This window comes from Methyloceanibacter sp. wino2 (assembly GCF_003071365.1).
Classification (GTDB): Bacteria; Pseudomonadota; Alphaproteobacteria; order Rhizobiales; family Methyloligellaceae; genus Methyloceanibacter.
In genome coordinates, this window is sequence record NZ_CP028960.1 from 2,532,530 (window position 1) to 2,545,735 (window position 13,206).

Annotated in this window: 10 protein-coding genes; 1 reads left to right on the top strand and 9 read right to left on the bottom strand. The window is 64.1% G+C overall.

The window, feature by feature from the left end:
- Window positions 1-30: 30 nt before the first annotated feature.
- The 5 genes from DCY11_RS11985 to DCY11_RS12005 form a co-directional block, all read right to left on the bottom strand.
- The gene (locus tag DCY11_RS11985) at window positions 31-2,802 is read right to left on the bottom strand and encodes an HAD-IC family P-type ATPase (RefSeq protein ID WP_245409355.1); all 2,772 of its coding nucleotides are present in this window, start codon (window positions 2,800-2,802) and stop codon (window positions 31-33) included.
- A gap of 170 nt (window positions 2,803-2,972) precedes the next feature.
- A complete protein-coding gene (locus tag DCY11_RS11990) occupies window positions 2,973-4,241 on the bottom strand; it encodes an ABC-type transport auxiliary lipoprotein family protein (RefSeq protein ID WP_108683080.1) in 1,269 nt (422 codons plus the stop codon).
- 31 nt (window positions 4,242-4,272) lie between these two features.
- Window positions 4,273-5,052, bottom strand: a complete 780-nt coding sequence (locus DCY11_RS11995) for an ABC transporter ATP-binding protein (protein WP_108683081.1) — start codon at window positions 5,050-5,052, stop codon at window positions 4,273-4,275.
- A gap of 7 nt (window positions 5,053-5,059) precedes the next feature.
- Window positions 5,060-6,208, bottom strand: a complete 1,149-nt coding sequence (locus DCY11_RS12000; RefSeq protein WP_108683082.1) for an MlaE family lipid ABC transporter permease subunit — start codon at window positions 6,206-6,208, stop codon at window positions 5,060-5,062.
- Window positions 6,209-6,324: 116 nt separating this feature from the next.
- Window positions 6,325-6,816 carry a hypothetical protein gene (locus DCY11_RS12005; RefSeq protein WP_108683083.1) on the bottom strand — a complete coding sequence of 164 codons (492 nt, stop codon included), beginning with the start codon at window positions 6,814-6,816 and terminating at the stop codon, window positions 6,325-6,327.
- A gap of 302 nt (window positions 6,817-7,118) precedes the next feature.
- On the opposite strand from DCY11_RS12005, the gene DCY11_RS12010 reads away from it, so the two are divergent.
- Window positions 7,119-7,427: a SelT/SelW/SelH family protein gene (locus tag DCY11_RS12010; protein ID WP_108683084.1), complete on the top strand. Its 309-nt coding sequence runs from the start codon at window positions 7,119-7,121 to the stop codon at window positions 7,425-7,427.
- Window positions 7,428-7,461: 34 nt separating this feature from the next.
- Here the strand turns inward: DCY11_RS12010 and malQ are convergent, their stop codons facing one another.
- Genes malQ through glgX form a run of 4 tightly spaced genes read right to left on the bottom strand, consistent with a single transcriptional unit; the run spans window position 7,462 to window position 13,176 of the window.
- On the bottom strand, window positions 7,462-9,306 hold the full coding sequence (gene malQ / locus DCY11_RS12015) for a 4-alpha-glucanotransferase (RefSeq protein WP_108683085.1): 1,845 nt from the start codon (window positions 9,304-9,306) through the stop codon (window positions 7,462-7,464).
- 8 nt (window positions 9,307-9,314) lie between these two features.
- Entirely contained in the window at window positions 9,315-9,866 is a 552-nt protein-coding gene (locus DCY11_RS15775; protein ID WP_208430463.1) for a DUF3459 domain-containing protein, read from the bottom strand.
- Window positions 9,851-11,104 (bottom strand): alpha-amylase family glycosyl hydrolase, encoded by a 1,254-nt coding sequence (locus tag DCY11_RS12020; protein ID WP_208430464.1) that lies wholly within the window; start codon window positions 11,102-11,104, stop codon window positions 9,851-9,853. The genes DCY11_RS15775 and DCY11_RS12020 overlap by 16 nt, the downstream gene beginning before the upstream one ends.
- Window positions 11,101-13,176 carry a glycogen debranching protein GlgX gene (gene glgX, locus DCY11_RS12025; protein ID WP_108683086.1) on the bottom strand — a complete coding sequence of 692 codons (2,076 nt, stop codon included), beginning with the start codon at window positions 13,174-13,176 and terminating at the stop codon, window positions 11,101-11,103. Before glgX ends, DCY11_RS12020 begins: the two co-directional genes overlap by 4 nt.
- Between the last annotated feature and the right edge of the window lie 30 nt (window positions 13,177-13,206).

Genomic DNA, 13,206 nt, shown 5'->3' on the forward strand with positions numbered 1-13,206 from the left:
AAAGGCGGGAGCATGTCTCCCGCCTTTTTCTTATGCCGCTGTTTCCGATGCTGCTGTTTTTGGGGCCGCTGTTCTGCGCCGTGCGAAGAAGCCGAAGATCGCCTTTTCCAGTTCGACCAGGATCAAGAGCGCCGCGCCGATCCCGACTATCAATAGACCGTCCTGCCAGGCGACCGGCTCGGTCGCGAAGATTGACTGCAGCGCCGGCAGATAGGTGAAGGCAAGCTGCGCAAGAACGGTAATGCCGACACCGATCAGGACAGCCGGCGTGCCGAGCATGCCGCGCCATGTGAGCGAGCCGCTATACACGAAGCGCACGCTGAACAGATAAGCGATCTCCATCACGACGAGCGTGTTGACGACCATGGTTCGCGCCATGTCGACGCTTTGGCCGCGTTCGATCGCGTAGAAGAAGACGCCGAACGCGCCGGCCGCGAATAGAAGCGAAACGAAACAGATGCGCCACAGAAGCGTGCCCGAGAGTAGCGACTCGGTCGCCTTGCGGGGCGGTCTTGTCATTGTCCCGGGTTCGGTCGGTTCGAAGGCGAGGGTGAGACCGAGCGCCACGGCGGTGACCATGTTGATCCAAAGAATCTGGATGGCGGTCATGGGCAGGGTGAGGCCAAAGGCGATGGCGCCGATCAGGGTGGCGCCTTCGCCGCCATTGGTGGGCAGCGTCCAGGCGATGACCTTGCGGATATTGTCGTAGACCGTGCGGCCTTCCCGTATCGCCGCGACGATCGACGCGAAGTTGTCGTCCGCGAGCACAATTTCCGCAGCCTCCTTGGCGGCGTCCGTGCCTTTTCTTCCCATGGCCACACCGACATCGGCCTGCTTGAGGGCAGGGGCGTCGTTGACGCCGTCGCCGGTCATGGCGGTCACGTCCTGGTCGATCTGCAGGGCGCGGACGAGGCGCAGCTTGTGTGCTGGGGTCGTCCGCGCGAAGACCGTCATCGAGCGCACGATGTCGGGGAGGTCGGCGTCGTCTATGTCGTCGAGCTGATCCCCGGTCAGGGTCTGCGGTTCCGGCGCCAGCGCCAGCTCACGTGCGATGGCGGTCGCCGTGGCGGCATGGTCGCCGGTGATCATTTTAACGTCGATGCCGGCCGTCCGGCATTCGCCGATCGCGGAGAGGACCTCCTCGCGCGGCGGGTCGATGAAGCCCACGAGACCGATGAGGACGGCACCTTGCGAGACGTCAGAGACGCTTAGGTCCTGCGTGCCCTTCGGAAGGCGCTTCATGGCAAGCGCCAGCATGCGCTGGCCGTGCCGGGCGGTGAACGCGGTTTTCTCGTGCCAGTCTTCAGCGTCCAACGGTGCCACCTGGTCCTGATCGAGTTGCCGGTCGCACATGCTGAGAATCTGCTCGGGCGCGCCTTTGATATAGGCGATGGCGCTCCCGTCTTCGTGGCCGTGATGCAGCGTCGCCATGAAGCGGTGCTCGGTGTCGAAAGGAATCTCGTCGGTTCGCGGCAGTTGTTTGCGTAAGAGATCGGGATCGAACCCGGCTTTCATGCCGAAGCAGACGAGCGCCCCTTCCATCGGATCGCCGTGTGCCGACCAGTCGTCGTCGCAGTGCCGCAACTCCGCGTCGTTGCAGAGGATGGCCGCACGGGCAGCCTCGGTCAGGGCCTGGTGGCTGCCGGGTTCGACCGGCGCGCCGTTGTTCGTGAAGCCGCCTTGTGGACGGTATCCGACGCCGGAAACGTCAAGCACGCTCTCCGGGGTCACGACGCTCCGGACGGTCATCTCGTTGCGCGTGAGTGTGCCCGTCTTGTCCGAGCAGATGACCGAGACCGAGCCGAGCGTCTCCACGGCCGGCAGGCGGCGGATGATGGCGTTCCGGTCGGCCATGCGCTGGACGCCGACGGCGAGTGCAATTGTCATCACCGCGGGCAGGCCTTCGGGGATGGCCGAGACGGCAAGCCCGATCACGACCATGAAGGCTTCCTGCCAGGGATAGGCGCGCACATAGACCGCGAACAGGAACACGGCCGCGCAGGCGGCGAGGATGAAGACGGTGAGCAGGCGGGCGAACTGATCCATCCGCCTGATCAGCGGAGTGGTGAGTTTTTGGACCGTTCCGACGAGTGCACTGATGCGGCCGAGCTCGCTTTCCGGTCCGGTGGCGACCGCGATGCCGGTCGCCGTGCCGTTGGCGACAAACGTACCGGAGAACGCCATGGAGGTGCGGTCCGCGAGGACAGTTTCCTGCGGGACAGGGCGGATGGCCTTGTCGACGGGAAGCGACTCGCCGGTCAGTGCCGCCTCGTCGATCCGTAGATTGCGGGCCCGGGCCAGACGCAAGTCAGCCGGTACGCGCGTCCCCGGCTCCAGGAGCACCAAATCGCCGGGGACGATATCCTCGGCGGCCACGTCCACGCGTTGCCCATCGCGAATGACGGCCGCGTGGGGGTCGATCATGCCGCGGATGGCCTCGAGCGCCCGTTCGGCGCGTCCTTCCTGGATGAAGCCGACGATCGCGTTGAGGACGACCACCGCGACGATGACGGCGGCGTCGATCACGTTGCCAATGGCCGCAGCCAGCACGGCCGCGCCGATCAGGACATAGATCAGAAGGTTATGGAATTGCAGCAGGAAGCGCATGATGGCGCCGCGATGTTCGACATCGGGGAGCCGGTTCGGACCATAGCGCTCGCGGCGTGATGCGGCTTCGGTTGCGCTCAGGCCGCTATCGAGCGCGACCTGCTGGGCGGCCATGACCTCGGCCGCCGTTTGCGCAAAGGGAAGGGGCGCATCGGCCGATGGTTGCGCATCGCGTTTTGCTGAAGGTCGTGCCAACGGTGTTGCCAAGAGTCGTGCCCGAAGTCCTGCCCGCGGTTCAGCAGGCCGATGTCGTCAAGATCGTCTTGTGCCGCAGAACGCCCGCCGTGCTGGGCACAGTCAAGTCTATCGCCGCCCGGCCGCGTTGACGCAGATCATGCGCGGTCCATTCGACACAGTCTCTGCCGCTACTGCGGGGCCTCATCCGGCTCCGGCGGCATCGGAAGGCCGTCGAAATCGGCAGGGGTGTCTTCAGGCGCCATGTCTTCGGCCGGCATGTCTTCGGCCGGCATGTTGGCTGCTCCGGCATTGTCTGCCGGGGGAGGCGGTGGTGGCGCTGAAGCCAGCGTCGTCGTGCTCCAGTCGAGAATATCGAGTGCGACCTTCTCAAAGGCCGCGCGCAGCGCGTCGACATAGTCGCGCGGCTCGTTCCCGGTGGCGGGCTCCGCCACGTTGAACTTCTTGGATCCGATCACGCCGCCGGCAGGATCCTGAAGTTTCGCCAGGATGACGATCGTGGCCGTCGGATCGTCGCCGGTGGAAACGTCGAAGCGCCGGATGTCGATCGAGAGCTGATCGCTGTTGGGAAAGTCGCCCAGCGTGCGGGTGACGTCGTCGGTGTAGCCGGCGTTCTCGAAGGTCTCGATCAGCTTGGCCTGCACCAGGATGGGCAGGCTGTCGTTCCAGCGCGGTCCTTCCAAGGCGCGGCTCTCGTCGGGGGAGGGCCGGGTCATGATCTTGTCGGTGTTGTAAGCGAGCAGCGTGGTCGGCTCGGGGATCGTGAGCTTCCAGCTCGGCGGCGCCTCGGGCGCCGGCGGCAGATCGGTCGCAGGCTTCAGCGAATAGAGCAAGGAGGCTTCCTTGCCGCCCCCCGTCATCCGTTCAATGCCCGCGAGAATTCCGTCAACCTTGTCGGAGTTGCGGGCCAAGGCGTCGGTGAAGACCTCGATATTCTTGATGGCCTCTTGGACCGGAACCCGGTTCTCGTCCAGGATTTGCTCGACCTCCTGAAACGCATCGCGCGCACTTTGCGTCCAGTCGCGCCCCACATCCGGCGGTGCGACCAGTGTCGCGAGGCCGTCACTTTTTGCCAGCGGTTGGGTGGACGTCCCGCCGGTGAGCGTCACGGCCACGCCGCCGGTCAGTCCCTGCTGCTCCACGTTCACCACCGTGTCCTCGCGGATGGGCGTATCCTTCATCACCGAGATCGTCGCCAGCACTTGCTGCGGCTGCGCCGGATTGAGGCTGACGCTCGCCACCTCGCCGACGCGGATGCCGTTGAAGAGGACGGCGGACCCGATATAGAGGCCCGGCACCGCGCTCTCGAACTGAATGCGATAGGTCTCGCGCTCGCCGAAGCCGCCCTTGTTCTCCAGCCAGTACACAAAGCCGAAGGCCGCGCCGAACACGGCGAGGATGAAAAATCCGATCAGGGCGTAGCGGGCACGGGTTTCCATCGATCAGCGTCCTTCTCGTTCGGTCACGCGGTTAGTGTGTCAGTTCACGGTCGGCGAGGCTGCTGCCCCGCTTTCCTTGGAAATAGGTCTTCACCCAGGGGTGATCGGATTCCAGCATGGCGGAGATCGGTCCTTCCGCGGCGAGCTTGCCGTCGGCGAGGACGGCGATTCTGTCGCACGCCGTGTAGAGGCTCTCCAAATCGTGGGTCACCATGAAGACGGTGATCTCCAGGGTCTGCTGCAGCGTCCGGATCAACTCGTCGAAATCACCGGCCGAAATCGGGTCCAGCCCCGACGTCGGTTCGTCAAGAAACACGATCTCCGGGTCGAGGGCCAGAGCGCGCGCGAGCGCCACGCGCTTGGTCATGCCGCCCGACAGCTCGGATGGATATTTGTCCCCGTCCCGTGGCGATAGCCCGACCATCTCCAGTTTGGCGTAGGCCATCTCGTCCATCAGGCGCTGCGAAATCTCGAGGTTCTCGCGCATGGGGAACTGAACATTTTGCTTCACGGTGAGCGAAGAGAACAGGGCGCCTTGCTGGAAGAGGACGCCCCAGCGGCGCTCCATGGCGCGCCGTTCATTCTCGTCGATCTTATCCAGGTCCTTGCCCAGCACGTCGATCGTGCCGTGGCGCCGCGGGATGAGTCCGATGATGGTCCGCAACAGGACGGATTTTCCGGCGCCGGACGCGCCGACAACGCCCAGGATCTCCGCAGGACGCACGTCCATATCCAAATGATTGAGGACGGTCTGTGTGCCAAACCCCACGACGAGGTCGCGCACTTTGATGACCGGCGTTTTCTCACTCATAAGCGGATCACATCCCAATCGAGGCGAAGAAGATTGCGAACAGGCCATCCAGTACGATCACCAGGAAGATCGACTCCACGACGGACTTCGTCGTTTGGATGCCGAGCGATTCGGCGCTTCCCTTCACCCGCAGTCCCTCGGCGCAGGCAACCAGTCCGATGACGAGGCCCATGAACGGCGCCTTGATCATGCCGACCTTGAAATGCGTCAGCGAGATCGCGTCGGTCAGCCGCGCGATATAGATGTCGAGGCTCATGCCGCCATAGAGCCAAGCGACGAGAGCACCGCCATAGAGCGCTGCCATGCAACCGATGAATGTCAGCGCCGGGAGCGCGAGTACGAGCACGATGATGCGCGGCAGGACGAGCACCTCCACGGGGTCGAACCCCATGGTGCGGAGCGCATCGAGTTCCTCGCGCATCTTCATCGATCCGAGCTCGGCGGTGTAGGAACTGCCCGAGCGTCCCGCGACCATGATGGCGACGATCAGCACGCCAATCTCGCGCAAGACGAGGATGCCCACGAGGTCTACGGCGTAGAGTTCGGCGCCGAACTTGCGGAAATGGAAGATGCCCTGCTGGGCGACGATGGCGCCGATCAGAAAAGTGATGAGCGCGATGATGGGCACGGCCTGCAGCGCGACCCGATCGAACTGATGAACCGTAGAAGTAAGCCGGTACTCACTCGGGCGGAACAGGACCCGGGCGGCGGCCATGCCGGTCTCGCCCAGCATCTGTGCGAAGGTCTGGAAGCTACCGGCAAAGCCGGCGGTGCCACGCCCGACGGCGGCAAAGAACGAGACAATAGGGTTTTGGCGTTCCCGCGGCGCGGGGGCTTCGCGGTTGACCGCGTGCATCTCCTCGACGAGGTCGGCGCCGTGTGCGGGCAGGCCGACGACCATCGCGTCGCGCCCCGCGCTTGTCCATTGGCGGGTCAGGCGCTCGAGAAGCCAGGCGCCGAACGTATCGAGTTCGCGGACACCGGCCATGTCGATAGATACGTCCGTGGTCTTGGCCGACGCCGTGCCGGTTGGGCCGCCGGCGAGCCGGTCGATCTCGGTCTCAAGCTCGCCCGCGTGCGGAGCGGTCCATGAGCCTCTCGCGGTCAGCTCCAGCCGATCGCCTACCAGCTTTTGGGTCAGTAACGCCTCGGCCATGGCCGTCTGCTCCTTGTTCCCCGGTTCGCGCCGTCCAACCTGTCGCCCGAGAGGCCCCGAAAAGGGGCCCCTGAACGCCGTACACTATAGGGAAACTCGGAAGGCGGGGCCGGGAATTAGCCGCTGCGGCTCAGCGACATGGAAACACCCCGCAGCGACGTGCCCGTCGTGGAGATCGAGACGTTTTGCCGGGACTGCGTAAAGTTGACAGTCATGCTGCCGTTGACCGTACCCGAAATCCGAATATTCAGCCGACCCGGAGTCAGCGAGCCGGAGGCGCTTCCTGCAGCGTTGTAGGTGCGCTCCTCCCAGCTGCCGGAAACCGAATTGCCGCTCACGCGAAGATTGCTCCGGATGTGAACCTTGGACGTCGGTGAGTTGCAGATCACGGAGAGGCCGAGACTGGACCCGCCGCCCCGGTAATAGGCATTGCAGCTAAGGCGTTCGGATCCGGAAGTGTACCTAGCCGTGCCGCCGCCACGCCATGACCCGAGAAGTCCGTCGACCGCGCTGGCAGAGGCCAGTTTCGACGGCGTGGACATGAAGACGCCCGCAAGCGCCGCGGTGGCGAGCAGAACGGGGGCAGCTTTGCGAATCAAAGGTTTCATGTGGTCGATATTCCCGCAGTTTTGACGTCTGAAGCAAGTCAGGATGGTAGTGTCAGGTGATGATGGGGCAAAAGTGTTGCTGCATGAACAAGGCTGTTGCGGTCGGCAAACGCGCTTCTTGGAACAGTGTTGTTGCGCGCAGGTGACACCCCCTCGATTTCGCCCTCAAAACGCTAAGCCATTCGCCGGCATGGTTTACCAGGAATGAGGCTGGAATCGGTCTCGGGGCCCAGTCTACAGTCTCTTGAAGTTCTGCGCATCCTCTCGAAGACAATAGTCGGAGACATTGGAAGGGCCCGAGAATGGCACCGCCGAAACCACATATCGTTATCACGTACTGCCGCATGTGCAATTGGATGCTACGGGCCGCTTGGATGGGGCAGGAGCTCCTGTCGACCTTCGCAGGAGAGGTTGGCTCGCTCACGCTGATTCCCGACGATACCGGCGGCGTGTTCGAGGTGCGGGTCGATGGCGACCTCGTGTGGTCGCGGGGGCAGCAGGGCCGGTTTCCGGAGATCACCGAGCTCAAGCAGCTCGTGCGGGACCGTATTGCGCCCGCCCACGATCTCGGCCATGCGGACCGTCGAGACGAGGATGCCGGAGACAGCTAACCGTCTGTAATCGTTGGTTTCGTTGAGCGCCGGCTCAGGTCTTGGGGCGCTCGGTCGCCACGGCGGCCGCCACCGCCCGGAACAGAGGCCGATCGTTCAAATCCTCGATGGGAGCGGCGATCTTGCGCCGCCAATTGGGATGCTCGTCGATGGTGCCGGGAAGGTTGGCCTGTTCGACCGTACCCAGTGCATCGTCTAACTGGACCGCGAGCAGGCGACATGGTGTCGCCGCCAGGAAGCGGTGGACCGCGACAATCACGTCATCCGGCATTTCGCTCGCCTCGATGTAGGACGGATCGGGCTTGAGGGCCTGAGCGCCCATCAGTGCATCCAGAAGGCGCTTGCGGTCATGTTTGCGGTCCTGGCGTTGAATCACGGCTTCGGTTTCCGTGGCGCGGGCGCTTTTGACGCGCCAATCGACGTCATTGCAGATCCACCAACCACGAAGTGTGGGGAGGTCGTGGGTGGACGCGCACACCATCGCTTCGCGCCGATAGGCGTGCGGTGCGCGCCAGACACCGTCCTCGTCGCTGAAATAGAAGACCTGGTAGCTCAGCAGACCCGCCCGGACCATGGTGTCGGTGAACCCAGGCGGGACCGTGCCGAGGTCTTCGCCGATGACGATCGTTTGCGAGATCCAGGACTCAGCCGCCACGCCCTCCAGCAACTCGCGGAAGGGATAGGCGACATAGGCCCCGTCCACCGCCGTGTTGCCATCCGGAATCCAGTAGAGCCGCTGCAGGCCCATGGCATGGTCGATGCGCAGCGCGCCCGCATGGCGCATGTTCGCGCGGAGCACCGCCTTGAAGGGCTCCAGGCGCTCGACCGCAAGGCCGACGGGCGAGAAAGGGACAAGACCCCAGTCCTGACCTTGCGTGCTGAAGGGGTCCGGAGGGCAGCCGATCCGCGCAGCGCGCGCAATCGCAGGCCCGCCCTGCCAGCAGGCGGAACCGTCCGGCGAGATGCCCACCGCCAGATCGAGATATAGGCCGATGCGCATGCCCGCGGCACGGGACCGCGCCTGCGCGTCCGCGAGTTGTTTCTCCGCCGTCCATTGCAGCCAGGCGTGGAAGGCGAGGCGGGTCTTGGCGGCCCGGGCAAAGTCGCGCACGGCGATATTGTTTGGGTCTCGATAGACTTCCGGCCAGGTCGTCCAGGCCGCGTTGTACCCTTGTGCGACCATGTGTTCGGACAAGGCCTCGTAGAGCGCGTGGATCTCCAGCGCCTTGCCCTGCTCGTAGCAATAATGCTCGAAGATGTCCTTGGTTTCGGTCGGGGCAGTCTTGAGGAACAGTGCGAACAGTTCTTCGAGGACCGGAATCTTGACGGCGGCGACGCCCGCGTAGTCGATCAGTTCCGTCTCACGGAGCATGGCGCACTTGGCCGCGACGTCGGGCGTGGCGACATCGGCGAACCCCGGCACCTGGTCCGGTGCGATCAGGAGCGGATTGAGGAAATTGCGCGACGAGGGGCTGTAGGGGCTGATGCGTTCAGGCTCGGCGAGAAACAGTGCGTGGAGTGGGCTGACGCCGACGAAGTCCGCCCCGAGCGTTGCGGCATATTCGGCGAGCCGCGCCAGATCCTCGAAATCGCCGATCCCCCAATTGCGCGCCGAGCGCAGCGCATAGGCCTGCACGGAAAAACCCCAGGCACGCTGCTCGACCAGGAAGGGCGGCCAGAAGGCGGAGTCCGACAGGCCGGCAATGTCTTCCATGCGCGCAGGCTTCGGCAGGACGCCGTCGCCGTCCAGCGGCACGCCCATCGCCTCCAGAACCTTGGCCTTGGTCTCGTCCGGCGTCGTGACCCAGTCGCCCTGTTCGCTGATATAGCCCTCGGCAATGCCGAAGCGTTTCGCCAGTTCTTCGATCCGATCCGTCATCGGGACTCCTAAAGGCTCAAGCTGGCAACGACAGACCACGGGGGCAGCGGGCCGTCACCGGGGTTTACGCCAGGAGGCGTCGTGAAAAACGGTTTGCCACCGGCGTTCGAAGGGAGCGTGACGGGGGCATCCGACAGATTGGCGGTTAAGGCCAGCGTGCCGCTGCCTTCCAGGTCCCAACTGACCGTGAAGGCGGGGCCCTGACGTGCGGCGACCGTGCCTGCATGCCCGCCGATGGATGTCATGTGCGGAATGACGTGTGCCTTGCGGGCGGACAGCAGCCGCTTGACCAGGTCCAGGCGCGGCGTGTCCGCCGGCGCAAGAACGCTGCGCTCGAAAGTCTCCAGCGCATTCGGGTTCGGGATTTCTTTCCCGGCCGCGGCATTGGCGTAGGATTCGTGGCTGCCGAAATCGGCACGCCGGCCCTTGACGACGGCCTTGGCCAGATCGCCCTGGAAATCGGTGAAGAACAGAAACGGTTTCGTCTCGCCGTATTCGTCGCCCATGAACAGCATCGGAATGTGGGGCGCGAGCAGCAGCAGCGTCAGGGCCGCATCCACGGCCTCGGCCGGTGCCAGCGATACGAGCCGGTCGCCATGCGCGCGATTGCCGGTTTGGTCATGGTTCTGAACGTAGTTGATGAAAACCGTCGGCGGCAGATGCGCTGATGGCTCCCGCGCATCTTGCCGCGGAACGCCGAATCCTCGCCCTGGTAGTCGTAGCCTTCCGCCATCGTCCGCGCGAGACGCCCGACGGGATCGTCGATGTGGTCTTTGTAATAGCCGGTCTTCTCGCCGGTCAGGATCACATGGACCGCGTGATGCCAGTCGTCGTTCCACTCGGCGTCGTAGAGACGCGGCGCGCCCGTTTCGTCGAATTGGAACAGCCGTATCGAATTCTCGTCGTCCTCGATGGTGAGGTGGACATGCCGATCCGGAATCCGGGTGCGGATCTCCCGCGCGATCTCGGCGAGAACCTCTTCCTCGGCGGTGTCCTTGATGTGGTCGACCGCGTCGAAGCGCAGCCCGTCGCAGCGGAACTCCTCGAGCCAATAGAGCGCGTTGTGCACGAAGAACTCCCTGACCGGCAAACGATCGAAGGCAATGGCCGCGCCCCAGGGTGTGTTCCGTCTGGGATCGAAAAAGTTGGGCGCGTAGTGACTGAGATAATTCCCGTCCGGCCCGAAATGATTGTAGACCACGTCCATCAGCACCATCAGGCCGCGTTCGTGACAGGCATCGACAAGCCGCTTCAGGCCTTCCGGGCCGCCATAGGCAGTATGGGGCGTATAGAGCAGAACGCCGTCATAGCCCCAGCCGCGATTGCCGCCGAACTGCGCCACCGGCAGTAGCTCGATCGCAGTCACGCCCGTGTTCACGAGCCTGTCGAGATCGCGGGCGATGCCGTCGAACGTGCCGTCCGGCGAGAACGTTCCCGTGTGAAGCTCGTAGATGACGGCTTCCTGCCAGGGGCGGCCTTTCCAGTCCGGTGTCTGCCAATCGTAGGCCTTCGGGTCCACGAGGCGGCTGAAGCCATGGACATCGGACATCTGGGCGCGGGCAGCCGGGTCCGGGACACGCATCCCGTCTTGGAGGGCGAACTGATAGCCGCCGCCAATCGGGACGGCATCCGTCAGAGCCTCGAACCAGCCTTCTCCGGATTGCGTCATCGGGACGGTGGCGCCGGTTTCGGTGATCAACGATACGGATTTTTGCGCGGGCGCCCAAAGCCGGAAGCGGGCGCCGTCTTCGATGATCTCCGTGCCCCAGGGGAGCGTATGGGCGAAGCGCGCGCTCATCGTTCCGTCCTTTCGAACAGGAGAAGCCCGCTGCCCGGAAGGGTCGTCTTACCCGTGGCGATCGGCACATGCTCGGGACGGATGAGGCCGTTCGCGGTGTCGCACAGAAGTTTCCAGTGCAGATGGCGCTTGCCGAAATAGGGGAAGATGAAATCGATCTCGTCGATGTCGGCGTTGAAGAGCATGAGCAGGATGTTCCCGCCGCCGGCGAAGGAGGCGCCGATGCACTTCGCGACCGGGTCCTCCCAATGTTCCGGCTGCTGTTCCTCACCGTCCGGCTTGAACCAGGACACGTTTTTGATGCGGGGCGCGACGGGTTCGCCGTGGAGAAATTTCGGCGACCGCAGCAGCGGCAATTGCTGCCGTAGAGCCGCGAGCCCTTGCACGTAGTGGTGGAAGGCGCGGTCACGCTCGGAGATGTTCTGCCAATCCATCCAGGAGATCATGTTGTCCTGGCAGAACGCGTTGTTGTTGCCGAGTTGGGTGCGGCCGATCTCATCGCCCATATTCCACATCGGCGTGCCGTGGCAGAACAGCAGGCTGGCGGCCAGGGCGCGGCGGACCCGGTCGCGCTGGTCCAGGATGTCCGGATCGTCGGTCGGTCCCTCGACACCCCAATTGTAGCTGCAGTTATGCGAGTGGCCGTCCTGGTTGTCCTCCAGATTGGCCTCGTTGTGCTTCTCGTTATAGGAGACGACATCGTTCAGCGTGAAGCCGTCATGCGCGGCGACGAAGTTGATACTGGCCCAGGGCTTGCGGCCGCGGCGGTCGAAGATCTCCGCCGATCCGGAGATGCGCCGGCCGAGTTCGGGAAGCCGGCCCATGTCGCCCTTCCAATAGGCACGTAACCCATCGCGCCACTGATCGTTCCATTCGGCCCACCCCGGCGGAAACATGCCGAGCTGATAGCCGTCCATGCCGACGTCCCAGGGTTCGGCAATCAGCTTGGTGCGCGATAGAACCGGGTCCTGGCCGATGGCATCGAGAAAGGCCGCGCTCGGATCGAAATCGGCGCCGTCACGGGCAAGCGCTGGCGCCAGATCGAAGCGGAAGCCGTCGACACCGCATTGCTCGACCCAATAGCGCAAGGAATCCATCACGAGCTGCAGCACACGGGGATGGGCCACGTTCATCGTGTTCCCGCAGCCGGTGGTGTCGTGATAATGCCGCTTGTTTTCGGCCAGCTTGTAGTAGGTCGCGTTGTCGATGCCGCGGAACGAAAGCGTCGGTCCGAGTTCGTTGCCTTCGGCCGTGTGGTTGTAGACCACGTCGAGCAGAACCTCGATGCCTGCCTCGTGCAGCCTGTCCACGGTGGTGCGGAACTCGGCGATGCCGGCGCCCGGTGAGACGTAACGCTCGGCCGGCGCGAAAAAGCCGACGCTGTTGTAGCCCCAATAGTTGCTCAGTCCATGCTCGACCAGATGCCGGTCGTTGACGATCGCATGGACGGGCAGGAGCTCGATGGCCGTCACGCCCAGCTTCACGAGATGGTCGATGACGGCCGGGTGCGAGAGGCCGCCAAACGTGCCGCGGAGCGCTTCCGGAATATCCGGATGCAGCGCGGTCATGCCCTTCACATGCGCTTCGTAGATGACGGTCTCATGCCAGGGCCGGTTGGGCCGGTTGTTCAGCGGCGCATCCTCGGTGCCCGTGACCACGCATTTGGGCATGAAGGGCGCGCTATCGGTCCGGCTTTTGACGAGATCGCCGCGCTTGGCGCCGATCTGGTATCCGAACAGGCTGTCGTCCCAATGCAATTGCCCGGCATAGGCCTTTGCATAGGGATCGAGGAGCAGCTTGTTTCGGTTGAAGCGATGCCCGTGACGGGGAACGTAAGGACCGTGCACGCGATAGCCGTAGTGCTGGCCAGGTCCTAGGCCCCGGACATAGCCGTGCCAGATCTCGTCCGTGTACTCGGGCAAGGTGATGCGGTCCGTCTCCGTGCCGCTCTCGTCGAACAGACACAGATCGACCCGCGTGGCGTGGGCGGAGAACAGCGCGAAGTTGACACCCTGGCCGTCGAAGGTCGCCCCAAGCGGATGGGGTGCGCCGGGATCGAGCTTTATCGGCATCGGCGGCTACCCCAGGTCGTTATAGACGGG